Consider the following 16,617-nt stretch of genomic DNA (forward strand, 5'->3'; position numbering starts at 1 on the left):
TAATGCGCGGCTGTTGAGGGAGGTTCCCGCCCGGCAGGGTCGGACCTATTGGCCGATCGGAACGAAGGCGCCCTTCGCGCGGTCCTTCACGACCGCGTCGGCCCGGAATACAGACCCGCTCATCGTGATATAGATTCCGGGCTCCGCCACCTGAACGGTGGCAAAGGCCATGCCCAGATTAAAGCTCGCGTCGCTCTCGCCAAATCGCGCCGGAGCCAGCGCACCCACCAGCACCACCGTCTTGCCCGGAATATCGGCCAGCAGCTTGGCCGTATCGGTCATCGTGTCCGTGCCATGGGTGATGACGATATGGCTTTCCGGCGCAGCGGCGACGCGGGCACGGATCAGCGCCCGATCGGCATCGTCCAGTTCCAGACTATCCTTGCGCACGACTTCCTCGACGCGGAAGGGCCGCTTGACCCGCGCCACATCCAGCAAACGGGCCATGACGGTTTCGCCGACCTGATAGTCGGACAGCGCATCGAAATAGATTTTGTCGATCGTGCCGCCAGTGGTGAGGATCAGGATAGGCGTGTCGGGGGTCAGCATAATGGCTCCGGTCAGGTTCAAGCCCCGCGCGCCATGGCTTCGCCACGATCGCGGGCAGCGGCCAGCGTGTCGGTCATCAGGGTCAGCAGGCGGTCGTCGGCGTCCAGCACATTCATTCCCTCGCGCGTCATCCCGCCGGGGCTGGCGACCCGGTCGGCCAGCACGCCGGGACTGTCACTCGCCCGCGCAGCCATGTTGGCCGAACCCTGCACCGTCGCCAGCGCCATCCGCGCGGCCTGATCGGCGGGGATGCCCAGCGCTTCGCCAGCCCGCGCCAGCGCGTCGATGAAGCGGAACAGGAAGGCAGGGCCGCATCCCGATAGCGCCGTCACCTGATTGAACAGCGCTTCGTCGCCAATCCATTCGGCCAGGCCCAGCGGCTCGATCAGTCCGCCAATATCGGCCTTGGCTTGCACGGATGTCCCGTCGTCGGCAAACAGCGCCGTGACGCCCTCTCCCAGTCCCACCGGCAAGTTGGGCATCGCCCGCACCATGTCGCGCACGGCCGGAAAGCGCGCCCGCAAATCGGCGATCGGCGTACCCGCCAGGATGGAGACGATCCGCACGTCCGCCCCGCACAAGGGCGCCAGCGCCGTGGCGACATCAGCAATCTGATAGGGCTTCATGCCCAGCAATATGGTCGTCCCGGCCGGCAATGTGGCGGGGTAGGTCATCACGACTGCCACGCCATCGGCAACCGACCGCCCGCTTGGCCGCAGCACCGTTACCCGCGCGGGATCAAGCCCGCAGTCGAGCCAGCGCGCCAGCATCTGCCCGGCCATATTGCCGCAGCCGACAAGGAAAAGATGATCGGGCCAGCAGATCGTCATCGCGCGCTCAGGCCTCGCCGCGGGTTTCGATCAGGCTGGCCGCAATCGCCTCGGTCGGGCTTTTGCCGCCCCACAGCACGAACTGGAACACCGGATAGAAACGCTCGCACTCGTCGATCGCGGTTTCAACCAGCAACTGCGCCTGATCCAGCGTCAGCGTTCCGCCAACGCCCAGCAGCGCGCCGTGGCGGAACAGGATGATGCCGCTCGACGACCAAAGCTCGAAATGGCCCAGCCACAGCTGTTCGTTGATCAGCCCCAGCGCCTCGTAGATCGTGCCCCGCTTTTCGTCGGTGACGCGAATGTCCGGCAGCGCCAGCAGTTGCAGCACCTGATCTTCGTCACGCCAGATGCCGCGCAGTTCATATTGCGCCCACGACCCTTGCGTATTGGCGACGATCTCATCCTCGCCGACCTGCTCGTAGGTCCAGCCATGCGCCTCGAAATAGGCCGCCAGCATGTCGATCGGCGCGGCTTCCTGGCCGCCATGTTCAAACTCGTCACTGTCCATCATCGGCGCGCCTTAACACCGTGAAGGATGAAAGGACAGACAGGATCAGTCCACCTCGCCGGGCTTGGGCTTGGTCGCCTTGACGCTTTTCTTGACAGGTTCAGGGGTCTTGCCTTCCAGCGCGTCGATGCGCGCCTTGAGCAATTCGACCTCTTCGCGCGCACTGGCGGCCAGCGCCTTGACCGCGTCAAATTCCTCACGCGACACAAAGTCTGCGCCGCCCATCCATTCCCGCGCCTTCTCGCGCGCATTGGCTTCAAACTCGCGGCTCATGCCCGCCACGGTCCCGGCTGCGCCGTTCACCAGCTTGGCCAGATCGTCGAAAAAGCGGTTCTCGCTCTGCATGATGCTCATCCTCTCAACGGGCGCGGAAAGCCGCGCCAAAACTCATATCTGGGTCTGGAGCGCGGGCGCGACAAGGGTTTCCGCGTCCGGGTTCAGGCGATTAATCTCAAAATTGAGGAAAGACGCGAAGGCCAGCCATGCCAGATAGGGCAGCAGCAGCCAGCCCGCGACACGGCGGATGCGGCTGAACAGCCAGGTCGTGATGGCGACCAGCACAATCAGGACAAGGATCAGCACCAGCGCGCTGCCGACCTGATGTGCGCGGAAAAATAGCGGTGACCAGGCGAGGTTCAGGACGAACTGCACGACGAACAGGGCGATGGCGGTGCCCCGCCCTTTGGCCCCGCGTGCATGCAGCACGATTGCCAGCGCCAGCGCCATGGCGATGTAGAGGATGGTCCAGGCAACGCCAAACGCCCAGCCCGGCGGCATCAGCGCCGGTTTTTCCAGCGCGTCGAACCAGCGATTGCCAAAGCCGCTATTGGCGAGCTGGCCCGACAGAAAGCCCAGCAGGACGATGACCGGCACAGTCACCAGCGCCCAGCGCAGATAAGCAAGGCGCAACTGGCCGGGGGACGCGATTTCGTTCATCGGCAACGCTTCTCCACGCTCATCCTATTCGGCTGGATCGGGCGAATCCTTCAACGCCGAATCCAGCTTGCGACCAACGGTTTGCGGAGAAACGGTCCGCTTCGCAACACGCGAATAGAATATGGGGATCAGGAATAATGTTATCAGCGTCGCCAGACTGACCCCGAACACGATGACCACGCCGATCGAATTGCGCGCAGCAGCGCCAGCGCCCCCGCGAATCACCAGCGGAACCGCGCCGATGACCGTGGCGATCGACGTCATCAGGATCGGCCGTAAACGCCGGGTCGCCGCCTCGCGAATGGCCTGCGCCACCTCCATCCCCTCGTCGCGCAACTGGTTGGCAAATTCGACGATCAATATGCCGTTCTTGGCCGCCAGCCCGACCAGCATGACGATGCCGATCTGGCTGTAGAGATTGACCGATCCGCCCGTAACGATCAGCCCCAGCACACCGCCCGCCACCGCCAGCGGCACCGTGGCGATAATCACGCCGGGGTGAATGAAACTTTCGAACTGCGCGGCCAGCAACAGATAGACGATCAATATGGTGAGGCCGAAGATCAGCCAGATCGACCCGCCGGTTTCGCGCAAGGACTGGCTTTCGCCGCGATAGCCGATCGCCAGCACTTCGGGCGACTGGCGCGCTTCATTTTCCAGAAAGGCGAGCGCCTGCCCCAGCGACGTGCCGGGGGCCAGCGCTGCTGACAAAGTGATCGCGCGCAGCTTGTTGTAGCGGTTGAGCTGGCGCGGCCCGGCGACTTCGCGCACCGTGACCAGCGCCGATAGCGGGACGAGCGCCCCATTGTTCGCGCGCACTTGAATCCGCTCCAGATCGGCGAGCGTCTGGCGTCCCTCCTGTTCCGCCTGCACCAGCACGCGATATTCCTCGCCCCGGTCGACATAGGTGGTCACGCGCCGCGACCCCAGCAGGCTTTGCAACGCCTGGCTGATGTCATTCACCGACACGCCCAGATCGCCCGCGCGCTGCTGGTTGACGTCGATCCGCATCTGCGGCTTGGTTTCCTTATAGTCGCTGTCCAGGTTGATCAGCCCCGGATAGTTGGCCGCCGCCGCAAAGACGCGATCGCGCGCCGCCACCAGCCCTTCATAGGTCGAACCAGCCAGCACGATATTGACCGGCAGCCCGCGCCCGCGCCCCAGGCCCGACCGGGGGGCGGCGTTGCCGCGCACGCCGGGTTGCTCGGCAATCACCTTGTTGATGATGGTCGCGACTTCCGCCGTCGTGATCGTGCGGTCCTCCCATGGGCGCAGGAAGGCGATCACGTTGCCGCTGTTGAAATCGTCCGACGTGCCGAAACCGGCGGGCGTGCGGACGACCAGATTCTGGAGCGTCCCGTCTTCCCGCAGCGGCGCCAGCGCCGCTTCGATCTTGCGCATATAGGCCAGCATCCGGTCATAGCCGGTGCCCTCCGGCGCGCTGATCTGGCTGTCGACGACGCCGGTATCCTCCGCCGGCGCCAGTTCGTTCGGCAGCAGGGTGAACATCCCCCCGGCAAGCGCCAGGAACAGTCCGACGCCGATCAACGGCAGCAGTGGTTTGCGCAGCACATGGTCCAGCCAGCGGGAATAGCGGCCCTCCAGCCGCTGGAACCGGGCATCCACCCAGCGCGCCAACCGCCCGCGTTCGGCATTGTTGAGCAGCTTGGAACAGAGCATCGGCGCCAGGCTGAGCGATATGAAGCCCGAAAAAGCGATGGCGGCGATCATCGCGACCGCCAGTTCGCGGAACAGCAGCCCGGTCTGCCCCGCCAGGAACATCACCGGCACGAACACCGCGCACACGACCAATGTGGTAGAAATGATCGCAAAACCCACCTGCCGCGTACCGAGATAGGAGGCGACCAGCGGGTCTTCTCCCTGCTCGATCCGATGATAGACATTTTCCAGCACGACGATGGCGTCATCCACCACCAGCCCGATCGCCAGCACGAAGGCCAGCAGGGTCAGCAGGTTGATGGACAGGCCAAGCAGCCACATGACCGCGCAGGTCGCCAGCAGGCAGATCGGCACGGTGATGGCGGGAACGATCGTCGCCCGCACCGAGCCTAAGAACAGGAAGATGACGAGGATGACGAGCAGCGCCGCTTCAAGCAGCGTGTCATAGACATTGTCGATCGCCCGGCTGATGAACAGCGACTCGTCGGAGCCGACCGCCACCCGCATCCCCTGCGGCATGTTCGGGCGCAATTGTTCGACCAGTGCCTTGGCCTTGTCCGCCACCTCCAGCGTGTTGGCGCCCGATTGCCGCACGATCCCCAGGCCGATGGCCGTCCCCGCGTTGGAACGGAAGCTGCTATAGGGATTTTCCGCCCCTTCCTCGATCCGGGCGACATCGCCAAGCTTGACCTGATAGCCATTCGCGCCCCGGCCAACCACCAACTGGGCGAACTCGTCGGGCGTGGCGAAGGGCCGCTCGACGCGCAGCGTCTGGTTCTGATCCTTCGATTCAAATCGACCGGCGGGCAGTTCGACATTCTGCGTGCGCAGCGCATTTTCGACGTCGGCCGGCGTCAGGCCGAAGGCCGCAAGCCGTTCGGCGTTCATCCACACACGCGTCGATGGACGCGCCTCGCCACCGATCGTGACGCGGGCCACCCCGTCAATGGCGGAAAAGCGATCGGCGATGTTGCGGTCGATATAATCGCTCAGCTGGATTTCGCTCCAGCCGGGGCGGGAAAAGGACAGGTATAATATCGGCCGCGCATCGGCGTCGACCTTGCGGATTTCGGGCGCCAGTGCCTCTTCCGGCAAATCCTCCACCACCGATCCGACCCGATCGCGCACATCGTTCGCCGCAGTGTCGATGTCGCGCGAGGGGTCGAATTCGATGCTGATGTCGGACGTGCCGTCCTGGGATGTCGACGTGATGGTGCGGATGCCCTGAACGCCTGCGACGGCATCCTCGATCAGCTGGGTGATCCGGGTTTCGACGACCGACGCGGCCGCACCCGTGTAGATGGTCTCCCCCGACACAATCGGCGGGTCGGCGTCAGGATATTCGCGCACCGCCAGGCTGAGATAGCCGACCACCCCGACGATGCAGAGCAGGAGCGCGATAACGGCGGAGAATACCGGGCGGCGGACGGACAGGTCGGACACTGTCTCTTATACACATCTAGATGTGTATAAGAGACAGGATGGTCTCCACCGACACAATCGGCGGGTCGGTGTCAGGATATTCGCGCACCGACAGGCTGAGATAGCCGACCACCCCGACGATGCAGAGCAGGATCGCGATAACGGCGGAGAATACCGGGCGGCGGACGGACAGGTCGGACAATTGCATGGCGGTGCCCTACCCCGCCGATTTGGAGGACGGCGCGGGCTTGTCCCCCGCCAGGCGCACCGGCACGCCATCGCTCAGCTTGACGACGCCATCGGTCACCACCTGCTGGCCCGCCTTCACCCCGCCCAATATCTCGACCAGCCCGTTCTGCCGCAGCCCGGTATCGACCTTGACCCGCTTGGCCTTGCGATCCTCCACCACGAACACGAAGCGATCCTCGCCATCGCCCACCACCGCCAGTTCGGGCAGCGCGAGCGACTGGCGCTGGCGCGACACGATGCTGACGGTCAGCAACATGCCCGGTTTCAGCGCATGATCAGGATTGGGCAGGATCGCGCGGACGCGCACCGCGCGCGTGGCGGGGTCGATCACCGGGTCGATGGTCGCGATCGTGCCGTTGAATGGCCGGTCGGGCCAGGCGGCGGACACGGCGCGGATCGTCTGCCCTTCGCGAATGGTCGACAGGCGGGTTTCAGGCACGGTGAAGTCCAGCTTTATCCGTGAAATGTCGCTGACCGTGGCGATGGCCGTGCCCGCCGTCACGATTGCGCCGGGCGACACGGTGCGCAGGCTGAGCCAGCCGCCAAAGGGCGCGCGGATCACCCGGTCGTTGATCGCGGCTCGGCTTTGGTCGGCACTGGCCTTGGCTGCGTTGGCCAGCGCAAGTTGCTGGTCCAGCAAGGCGGCCGTGGCAAAGCCGCGCGCCTTTAGCGCCTGTACCCGTTGCAGTTGCTGTCCCGCCTGCAATGCCTGCGCCTGCGCCGCGGCCAGTTCGGCCTGTTCCTGCGCGATCGCCATGGTCGCGATCACCTGCCCTTTGGCGACATAGCCGCCATCGGCGAAGTTGATCGAGGTGACCCGTTCGGTCACGGGCGCGGACAGGATCACCTGTTCATTGGCCAGCGCCGTGCCGACGGCATCCAGCGTATCGGCAAAATCCGCCTTCGCAATCGGCGCTGCCTCGACCAGCGCAGCCTGGCGTGGCTTGGATGTCTTGTCGCCACTGCAACCGGCAAGGCATAGGGCGGTGATAAGAAACAGGGATTTGCGCATGGTGGAGGGCTATCGGGCCTTTCGATGCGACACAACATGGCCTTTTGTCGCAAGATGTAACAACGTCGCAAATAACGAATACAGGACGCTTATCCACCAAGCCGGGCGTAGAGTAAAAATTCGACATTGCCCTGCGGTCCCGTGATCGGGCTGGGCGTGATGCCGATGGTGGTCCAGCCCTGCCCCTCTATCCACGCGCGCACGTCCTGGCAGACACGATCATGGATCACCGGATCGCGCACCACCCCGCCTTTGCCGACCTCCTCACGTCCCGCCTCGAACTGCGGCTTGATGAGCGCCACCAGCGACGCGCCGGGCCGGGCGAAGGTCAGCGGCCGTTCCAATACCTTGGCCAGCGCGATGAAGCTGGCGTCGCACACGATGATGTCGATCGGCTCGACAATATGGGCCTGTGTCAGGATGCGCGCGCTGGTCTGTTCATGAACGATGACGCGCGGATCGCTGCGCAACTTCCACGCCAGCTGATTGGTGCCGCTGTCCACCGCATAGACGCGAACCGCACCATTGGTCAGCAGCACGTCGGTAAAGCCGCCGGTCGAGCTGCCCACGTCCAGCCCCACCATGCCGGTCACATCGATGGCATATTCGGCCAGCGCATGGGCCAGCTTGATGCCGCCGCGCGACACCCAGGGGTGGTCCCGGCCCCGTACGTCCAGTTCGGCATCGGGCGCGACCTGCTGCCCGGCCTTGTCGATCTTCCTGTCGCCCAGAAAGACGAGGCCAGCCAGGATCAGCGCCTGCGCGCGCGCGCGGCTTTCCGCCAGGCCATTGTCGACAAGCAACTGGTCGGCGCGAATCTTCGCCATCAGCCCACCAGCGCCGTCAGCGTCGCGGGCGTCAGCAATTGCGGCAGCGTCTGCGCCTCCTTGCCCGGCGCATACCACAGATAGAGCGGCACGCCCGACCGGCCCTGGCCTTCCAGAAAGCGTGTGATCGCCGGATCGGCATTGGTCCAGTCGCCGACCATCACCGTCACACCCCCCTTGTCGAAGGCGGCGCGGGTCTCGGCGCGGTCGATCGCGGCGGCTTCATTGGCCTTGCAGGTCAGGCACCAGTCGGCGGTGAAATAGAGGAATACCGGCTTGTTCGCCGCGCGCAGGCTGGCCAGCCGCGCTTCGTCGAACGGCAGCGCCGCCCCCTCCTGCGCGGCGGCGGCAGGCGCGCGCGACGGCAGCAGCGCCGCCGCCCCGCCCAGCACTGCAAGGGCCGCCAGCGCCACGATCCAGCCACCGCCCCGCCCGGCCCGCTGTCGGTTGCCCAGCCACCAGAGCAGCAGCACCAGCGCCAGCATCGCGGCCAGCCCGATCGTCATGCCCGTCACGCCGCGCTGTTGCCCCAGCAGCCATGCTAGGCCCAGCGCGGTCAGGAACATCGGGATCGACAATATCTTCTGGAACCGCCCCATCCACGGCCCCGGTCGCGGCAGCCGTGTGCGCAGCGCGGGGATATAGGCCAGCAGCAGGAAGGGCAGCGCCAGCCCCAGCCCCAGCCCGGCAAACACCGCCAGCGCGGCGGCCAGCGGCAGCACCAGCGCCGCGCCCATCGCCGCGCCCATGAATGGCCCGGTACAGGGCGTCGCGACGAAGGCGACCAGCGCCCCAGTCCAGAAGGCACCCGCCATGCCGCCCTTGCCCGCCAGCCCCTCGCCCCCGCCGACCGCCTGCAATTCGAACAGGCCCGCGAGGTTGAAAGCGATCGCGCCGACCAGCAACAGCAGCGTCAGGATGATGCGCGGGTCCTGCAACTGGAACGCCCAGCCGACAGCCGCCCCCGCCGCGCGCAACGCCAGCAGCGCCGCGCCAAGCGCCAGGCAGGTGGCGATCACCCCGGCGGCATAGGCGATCGCTTCGCGCCGCACGGTCCGTTCATCGCCCCCGGCCTTGGCCAGTTTCATGGCCTTGAGGCCCAGTATCGGGAAGACGCAGGGCATGATGTTGAGCAGCAACCCGCCCAGCAGCGCCCCGCCCAGCGCGATCAGGATCGCGCCGGTCACGCCGCCGCCCGATGCCGCCACCTGGCCGGGACGGGCCGTCAGCAGAAAGCCGACATGGTCGCCCGTGGCCAGCACCGCCTGCACCGCGCCGCCCTTGCCGCCCTCGCCCGCATCGGTTTCGACCAGCAGCCGGTCGCCATCGCGGGTCACGCTCTGCGGCGCGGCATAGCGCGCCAGCCCTTCGCCCAAGGGAAACAGATGCACCTGATCCGCCTGCGCATCGGCGGGAAAGGGTACGGACAGGCGCAGCTTGCCATCGGCAATCGCATAGGTCGCTTCGGACCCCAGCGGCCTCGGCAGATGGCTGCGCCAGGCGTCGAACCGCGCCCGATCGGCTGTCGCCACCTGCCCGTCGCCCGCGACCAGATCCAGCGCCATCTCGCCACTTTCCGGCACGCACACCTTGTCGGTGCAGGCCAGCCATTGCGCCTTCACCCGCACCGGCAGGCGCGTGCCTGGCGCGACATCGGGCGCAACCGTCAGGGTCGCCAATATGCCATAGGGGCCTTCATACACATGGTTCATCAGGCCCGAAATCAGCAGCGTTTCGGGCACCGGATAGCGCAGGCGACCGACGCTCACGCCCTTGGGCAATGTCCAGCTCACCGTCATGCCAAGGCCGGCGTCGCCCGGATTTTCCCAATAGCCATGCCATCCCGCCTCCGGCACCATGGCAAAGGCTATGTTCGTCGTCTTGCCCGGTGCGGGCGTGGCGCTTTCGGCCACCAGATGCGCGGAAATATGCGGCGCACCGCCCCCGAACGCGCCCTGCGCCTGCGCGCCTGAAACCCCGGCCAGCAAAGCCAGCGTCATCAATATGACATGAAAAATCCGCATCGGGCCTCTGGTCGCGTGGGTGTCAGCGGGCTAGGTCGGGTGACGTTCGCCGTCAAGGCTGGAGAAGGTAGAGTAGATGTTGAGAAAAGTCGCCACCGCCCTGCTGCTCGCCACCGCGATCCCGGCCACGGCCCAGACGACGCCGCCCAAGCTGATCGTCGCCATATCGGTCGACCAGTTTTCCGCCGACCTGTTCAGCGAATATCGCCAATATTATAGCGGCGGCCTGAAGCGGCTGACGCAAGGGGTTGTGTTTCCCAAGGGCTATCAAAGCCATGCCGCGACCGAAACCTGCCCCGGCCATTCGACCATCCTGACCGGCAGCCGCCCGTCGCGCACCGGGATCATCGCCAACACATGGTTCGACCTGTCGACCGCGCGCGAGGACAAGGCGGTCTATTGCGCCGAGGATGAAAGTCAGCCGGGCAGCAACAGCGGCAATTATGTCGCCTCCCCCATTCACCTGAAAGTCCCCACATTGGGCGGCCGGATGAAGATCGCCAACCCCGCCACCCGCGTCGTATCGGTCGCGGGGAAGGATCGCGCGGCGATCATGATGGGCGGACCCACCGCCGACCAGACATGGTGGATCGGCGGCGCGCAAGGCTTCGTCAGCTACAAGGGCGTCGGCACCCCGCCACTGGTGGCGAAGATCAACGAAGCCTTTGCCGCGCGACTGGCCCAGCCCAATGCGGGATTCGACCTGCCGCAGCAATGCGTGGCCAAGGATTTCCCGGTCGCGATCGGCGCTGGCAAGAGCGTTGGCACCGGCCGCTTCGCGCGCGCAGCCGGTGATTTCAAGGCCTTCCGCGCCTCGCCCGAACAGGATGCGATGACGCTGGTGCTGGCTGCTGGTGCGATTGAAAGCATGGCGCTGGGCAAGCAGGCGCAGACCGACATCATCTCGATCGGCCTGTCGGCGACCGATTATGTCGGCCACACCTACGGCACCGAAGGCACCGAAAGCTGCATCCAGATCGACCGTCTGGACCGCGAACTGGGCGCTTTCTTCGACCGGCTCGACAAGGATGGCATCGACTATGCGGTGGTGCTGACCGCCGACCATGGCGGCCACGACCTGCCCGAACGTCACCGCGAAAATGCCATGCCGATGGAAAACCGCGTCGACGCGGCATTGACGCCCAAGGCGCTGAGCGCGACGATCGGGGCCATCACCGGCCTGTCCGGCAAGACGCTGATCTGGGGTGACGGCCCGGCGGGCGACCTTTATATCGACAAGGGGCTGACTGCCGCCCAGCGCGCGAAGGTGGAGGCCGAGACGCTCAAGCTGCTGCGCGCGCATCCGCAGGTCGAGGCAGCCTTTACCAAGGCGCAGATCGCCGCCGTCCCCTCCCCGTCCGGCCCGCCGGAAAGCTGGTCGCTGCTACAGGAAGCGCGCGCCAGTTTCGATCCGGCGCGGTCGGGCGACATCCTGTTGCTGCTCAAGCCCCGGATCACGCCGATCGTCGATCCGACCAAGGGCTATGTCGCCACCCATGGCAGCCCGTGGGACTATGATCGCCGCGTGCCCATCCTCTTCTGGCGCAAGGGGCTAACCCATTTCGAGCAGCCGCTGGGCGTGGAAACGGTCGACATCATGCCGACGCTGGCGGCTCTGATCGGCCTGCCCGTCCCCAAGAGCGAGATTGATGGCCGTTGCCTGGATCTGGTGGCGGGTGAAGGGAGCAGTTGCCCCGCGCAATGACGGGGCTTTGGCCGGGCTATTCCGGTTCGCGCCGCGAATATCGCTCGCGACCGCGGTTTCTCATTTGCCCGAAGGCAGGAACAGGCAGATTTCAGCGCGCAAGCCCCCTTCGGGCCGGTTCGCGAGCGTCAGCTTGCCGCCTTCGGCATCGACCGCCTTCTGCACGATCGCCAGCCCCAGCCCCAATCCGCTGGTATTGCGCTGGCGCGCGGTGTCGAGCCGGGCAAAGGGTTTGAGTACGGCGTCAAGCTGGTCGCGCGGGATGCCGGGACCATCATCATCGACGCGGATCAGCACCTCATTCCCTTTGCGCTCCAGGCTCACGCGGGCGCGCTTGCCATAATGCAGCGCATTTTCGATGAGGTTACGCACCGCCCGGCGGAGCGAGAGCGCCCGCACCGCCAGTTCCAGATGATCCGGCCCGGCATATTCGACATCATGGCCATGGTCCTGAAACGAATCGACGATCGTCGCGACCGTGACCGCCAGGTCCGTACGCACCGCAGGTTCGGGGTCTTTCTCACCGCCCAGAAAATCGAGCAGCGATTCGATCATCTGCCCCATTTCCTCCAGGTCGCCATCCATCGCCTCGCGCGTTTCCCCGTCGGGCACCGTCTCCAGCCGCAATTGCAGCCGCGCCAGCGGCGTACGCATGTCATGCCCAACCGCCGCCAGCGTCTCCGTCCGTTCATCGATCAGGCGATGGATGCGGGTCTGCATCACGTTGAACGCGCGGATCAGGTTGCGCACATCGTTGGTGCCCGCTTCTGGCAGGATCACCTCGCGCCCCAGGCCGATCTGCTCGGTCGCGCGGGTCAGGTCGCGCAGCGGGTCCAGCGTCTTGCGGATCAGAACCCAACCCGCAATCAACAGCGCCAGCACGGGAATGAGCGCCATCCCCATCCGTCCGATGGTGAAGGCCCATTTGCCCCCGCCATGGTGCATGCCGAAATAGAGCCAGCTGCCATCGGGCAATTGCAGCCCGCCATTGATTTCCGAATGGCGGCCCGGCGATGCCAGCCGCAGCCAAAGGCGGGATCGTTCCAGACTGGGTTCCCAGGCGATGATCTGCTGGCGCATCCGCTCCAGTTCGGGCGACAGGGGCGGCGGCGGTGGCGCAGCAGGCGACCAATGCACGTCATAGCGGTCCGTGGTCAGCTGGACGCCCATCGTGCGCCGCTCCTCGACCGGCTGTTCGGTCAGCAGCTTGCGCGCGATCACCAGATGCTCGGCCAGCCGCCGCGCCTCGTCATCCTGCAAGGATAGCTGGCTGGCCCGCTCGTACATCAGCGTGCCGACGGCAAATTCCAGCGTCACCGTCAGCAAAAGGATCGCGAAAATGCGGCCGACCAGCCCCAGCGATCCTTTGAAATGCCGTTTCAAGCGCGGCTGACCTCGGCATTGAACATATAGCCGACGCCTCGCACGGTGGTGATAGGCGCTGGCCGATCCTCTGTGGTCAGCTTGCGGCGCAAGCGGCTGACCAGCACATCGATGCTGCGGTCGCTGCTGTCGCCCATGCGGGTGCGCGACAATTCTATGAGCCGCTCACGCGCGATCACCCGCTGCGGATGGCTGAGGAAGCTGCCCAGCAGGTCGAATTCCGCGCCCGTTAGGTCGACGATCGCGCCCGTGGGCGACCGCAGTTCGCGGCGGGGGAAATTGACCACCCAATCGTCGAAGCGCGCTTCATTTTCGCGATGATCGTCCGGCCCGCGCTCCAGCCCGACACGGCGCAGGATGGCGCGGATGCGGGCAATCAGTTCGCGGGTGCCGAACGGCTTGGGCAGATAATCGTCCGCGCCCAGTTCCAGCCCGACGATACGATCTGTCTCGCTGCCCTTGGCGCTGATGAAGATGATGGGAACATCGCTCTTGCGCCGGATCTGGCGGCACAGGTCTATGCCGTTGGTGCCCGGCAACATGACGTCCAGCACGACCAGATCGACCGGCCCGGCATCGAACGCCACCCACATTTCCGGTCCCGAAGAGGCAGGACGAACCTGATAGCCATGTTCCTGCAACGCCCGCGCGGTCAGCGTACGCAGTGGCGGGTCGTCCTCGACCAGGATGATGGTGGGGGCGGTCATGATGGGAACGACAGGACGTTGGTCATGTCAGCAGGGATAAGGTCGCCCGTAACAGGGGTCAACCATGAGACGCTTGGGAAACGAACTGCAAGCGCGACAGCAACAATTTGTCATGCCCGCGACATCGGCGGGTTGGCGCGGCGGGACAGGTTGCGCCGGGCCTGCGTGACAGGCCCGGCGCATCTGGATCAGAAGGCTGCGGTCAGCGAGAAGACGACCTTGCCGCGAGCGATCGACGAACCGTCTGCATCGGAGAAGTTCGGGCGGAGGTAGTTTTCTTCGACGCGCGCAATGTCGGTGTCGACATAAGAAACACCCAGCGTCAGCGGCGTACCGGGAACGGCGACGTCGGCACCGACGAGCCAGTCGAGATATTTGCCGGTCGGGGCGATCGACGTGCCGTTCGGACCAAGGCCGGAATTGCCCTTCGACCAACCCAAATGGGCCTTCAGCGTGAGCGGCGTGTTAGGCACCGCACCGTTCACGTCAGCCCAGACATAGAAATTGTCTTCCTTGGCGCCCGGATTGAAGATGGTGCAGGCCGCGTCGCTGCAAACCTTGCCGAGCGCTTCCTGCTTGGGTGCGTAGGCGACACCGATCAGACCATTGACCGGGCCGAGCGTGCTGGACAGCTTGACATAGGGTTCGGCGAAATCGGTCGTGTTGGCGCCCGACGGATACATGTACCAGGTCAGACCAACGTCGAGCGTCGCGCCGCCCAGCGGAATGGCGTAACCGGCGAACAGGTCGAGTTCCATGTTGGAACCGCCAAAAGTACCCCAGCCAGACAGGTTCGATGCCCAGGTGCCGACATAGGCGCCGCTTTCATGCGTGGCGGTGATGCCGCCCTGAACGGCCATGCCCTTGTCCGTCTGCGACACGCCACGGAAGCGATAGTCGGAAACCAGGGCAACGCTGCCCGATATGGTGACGGGACCGGCAGGTTCTTCCTGCGCGAAAGCCGGGACGCTCGACATAAGGGCGAGGGCGGCGGTAGCGATCTTATACTTCATGAACATTCCCCTTTACGAAAGAATGTTCCGTCCTGCGTCCACTGGCCCGAAAGTCTGTTGCTGCCGCTTCCAGTGCCTGTGGTCGACGTCTGACTAATTCTCAAATGCCCGGCAGGCAAACAGGTTTTTCTCGCATATGCGAGATGTTGGAAATTGCTGTGACATAAAAGTAACGATTTGACTGTCGCCCTCGCCGCTCTGAAACGGCAAAATGCCGCCGTGTCGGGAGGAACACGGCGGCATTTTGGTCGCCTGATCGAGGGGGGGGATGATCAGGCGACGAGCTGGCGCATCCGTCCGGTTGCGCCGAACAACTCCACGGGGGAACCGGCACCGCGGCGGCGATCGACCCATTCCCGCACCATTTCGGCGCAGGTATGGTCGATATGCCCCAGCCGCTCGACATTCAGGATGACGAGGCCGGCCGCAGGCAGCGAGTCGAGCTTGGCCGACAGCTTGGGCAGGTTGAGGAAGGTGGCCGAACCGCGCAGCGCCACTTCATGCGTGTCGCCACGGCTTTCTTCCTCCATCTTCAGCCGCAGACGGCTCAGATGCGGGATCAGTTCCAGCATCGACAGGCCAATGCCGACCAGCACGCCGGTCAACAGGTCCGTCGCGACCACGCAGATCAGCGTCGCGGCCCACACGATGGCCGGCAACGGTCCATAGCGGTGCAGCAGATGGCGAACATGATCGACACTGACCAGACGGACGCCGGTGACAACCAATATGCCCGCCAGCGCAGCCATCGGAATTTCACGCAGCAACCAGGGGAGCAGCGCCACGAAGCCCAAAATCCAGATGCCATGCAATATGGTGGACATCCGGGTCTTGGCCCCCGCCTGCACGTTGGCAGAACTGCGCACGATAACGCCGGTCATCGGCAACGCCCCGGCAAAGCCGCAAAGCAGATTGCCAACGCCCTGCGCGCTCAGTTCCCGGCTATAATTGGTGCGTACGCCATCATGCATCCGGTCGACGGCAGCGGCCGACAGCAGGGTTTCGGCGCTGGCGATGAAGGCGATCGCAACGGCGGTGGTGATCACGGTCGGATTGAGCAATTGCGCCAGCAATCCGCCTTCGGGCAGCGTGATGGCGCCGACAATCGATTCCGGCACGACGACCCGTGCAACCGGCAGGGCGAGCAGGAAGGCGACCAGCGTGGCCGCAACCACACCAACCAGTGCGCCGGGCACCAGCTTGAGCGAGGCGGGGCGGAATTTCTCCCAACCCAGCATGCCAAAAATGGTGATGAGGCCGACCGCGAAGGCCGTCGCCGCATCGCCGTTGGTCAGGCCGAAAATCTGGCCCGGCATGGCGATCAGATTGTGCAGGCCGCTCGACAAGGGCTTGTCGTCGAAAAGCACATGGAACTGGCCGACCACGATCAGCACGCCGATGCCAGCCAGCATCCCGTGTACGACCGCGGGCGAAATCGCGCGGAACCAGCCGCCGACCCGCAAAAGCCCGGCGATCACCTGGATCGCGCCTGCCAGGATCAGGATGGGACCAAGGGCGGAAAGCCCCTGTTCGCGGACGATTTCAAAGACGATGACGGCCAGGCCCGCCGCCGGACCACTGACCTGCAAGGGCGAACCGGCCATCAGGCCAACGACGATGCCGCCGATGATGCCGGTGATCAGGCCCTTTTCCGGTGGCACGCCGGAAGCAACCGCAATGCCCATGCACAGCGGCATCGCCACCAGAAAGACAACGATCGACGCTACGAAATCGCGGCTGAATGTGCCGCCGGAAAAGGCTTTCAACAT

15 protein-coding genes are annotated in these 16,617 nt (G+C 65.1%); 1 reads left to right on the plus strand and 14 read right to left on the minus strand.

From position 1 onward, the window contains the following. Positions 1-45: 45 nt before the first annotated feature. The 10 genes from FE851_RS10240 to FE851_RS10285 form a co-directional block, all read right to left on the minus strand. A complete protein-coding gene (locus FE851_RS10240) occupies positions 46-549 on the minus strand; it encodes an asparaginase domain-containing protein (RefSeq protein ID WP_017182188.1) in 504 nt (167 codons plus the stop codon). A 17-nt stretch (positions 550-566) separates the two neighbouring features. Next, complete coding sequence (locus FE851_RS10245; RefSeq protein ID WP_145202154.1) at positions 567-1,379, minus strand: pyrroline-5-carboxylate reductase family protein; 813 nt, start codon at positions 1,377-1,379, stop codon at positions 567-569. A 7-nt stretch (positions 1,380-1,386) separates the two neighbouring features. Beyond that, positions 1,387-1,893, minus strand: a complete 507-nt coding sequence (locus tag FE851_RS10250; RefSeq protein ID WP_017182190.1) for a YbjN domain-containing protein — start codon at positions 1,891-1,893, stop codon at positions 1,387-1,389. A 42-nt stretch (positions 1,894-1,935) separates the two neighbouring features. Next, entirely contained in the window at positions 1,936-2,235 is a 300-nt protein-coding gene (locus FE851_RS10255) for an accessory factor UbiK family protein (RefSeq protein WP_026149389.1), read from the minus strand. A gap of 42 nt (positions 2,236-2,277) precedes the next feature. Then, entirely contained in the window at positions 2,278-2,826 is a 549-nt protein-coding gene (locus FE851_RS10260) for a TspO/MBR family protein (RefSeq protein ID WP_145202158.1), read from the minus strand. Positions 2,827-2,850: 24 nt separating this feature from the next. Then, a complete protein-coding gene (locus FE851_RS10265; RefSeq protein ID WP_145202161.1) occupies positions 2,851-5,949 on the minus strand; it encodes an efflux RND transporter permease subunit in 3,099 nt (1,032 codons plus the stop codon). A 16-nt stretch (positions 5,950-5,965) separates the two neighbouring features. Continuing rightward, positions 5,966-6,136 carry an efflux RND transporter permease subunit gene (locus tag FE851_RS10270; RefSeq protein ID WP_145202165.1) on the minus strand — a complete coding sequence of 57 codons (171 nt, stop codon included), beginning with the start codon at positions 6,134-6,136 and terminating at the stop codon, positions 5,966-5,968. 9 nt (positions 6,137-6,145) lie between these two features. Continuing rightward, positions 6,146-7,189: an efflux RND transporter periplasmic adaptor subunit gene (locus FE851_RS10275; RefSeq protein ID WP_017182194.1), complete on the minus strand. Its 1,044-nt coding sequence runs from the start codon at positions 7,187-7,189 to the stop codon at positions 6,146-6,148. 89 nt (positions 7,190-7,278) lie between these two features. Next, positions 7,279-8,016 (minus strand): TlyA family RNA methyltransferase, encoded by a 738-nt coding sequence (locus tag FE851_RS10280; RefSeq protein ID WP_145202168.1) that lies wholly within the window; start codon positions 8,014-8,016, stop codon positions 7,279-7,281. Continuing rightward, positions 8,016-10,040: a protein-disulfide reductase DsbD family protein gene (locus FE851_RS10285; protein WP_145202171.1), complete on the minus strand. Its 2,025-nt coding sequence runs from the start codon at positions 10,038-10,040 to the stop codon at positions 8,016-8,018. Before FE851_RS10285 ends, FE851_RS10280 begins: the two co-directional genes overlap by 1 nt. A gap of 76 nt (positions 10,041-10,116) precedes the next feature. Between FE851_RS10285 and FE851_RS10290 the strand changes: the two genes are divergently transcribed. Beyond that, positions 10,117-11,745, plus strand: coding sequence for an alkaline phosphatase family protein (locus FE851_RS10290; protein ID WP_145202174.1), 1,629 nt, complete (start codon positions 10,117-10,119; stop codon positions 11,743-11,745). 60 nt (positions 11,746-11,805) lie between these two features. Here the strand turns inward: FE851_RS10290 and FE851_RS10295 are convergent, their stop codons facing one another. The 4 genes from FE851_RS10295 to FE851_RS10310 form a co-directional block, all read right to left on the minus strand. Further along, entirely contained in the window at positions 11,806-13,128 is a 1,323-nt protein-coding gene (locus FE851_RS10295) for an ATP-binding protein (RefSeq protein ID WP_019051561.1), read from the minus strand. Further along, positions 13,125-13,835 (minus strand): response regulator, encoded by a 711-nt coding sequence (locus tag FE851_RS10300; protein ID WP_006961535.1) that lies wholly within the window; start codon positions 13,833-13,835, stop codon positions 13,125-13,127. The genes FE851_RS10295 and FE851_RS10300 overlap by 4 nt, the downstream gene beginning before the upstream one ends. Positions 13,836-14,023: 188 nt before the next feature. Beyond that, entirely contained in the window at positions 14,024-14,854 is an 831-nt protein-coding gene (locus tag FE851_RS10305; RefSeq protein ID WP_107123749.1) for a TorF family putative porin, read from the minus strand. A gap of 266 nt (positions 14,855-15,120) precedes the next feature. After that, entirely contained in the window at positions 15,121-16,617 is a 1,497-nt protein-coding gene (locus FE851_RS10310) for a SulP family inorganic anion transporter (protein ID WP_145202177.1), read from the minus strand.

The organism is Sphingobium sp. B2, assembly GCF_007693735.1.
GTDB lineage: Bacteria > Pseudomonadota > Alphaproteobacteria > Sphingomonadales > Sphingomonadaceae > Sphingobium > Sphingobium xenophagum.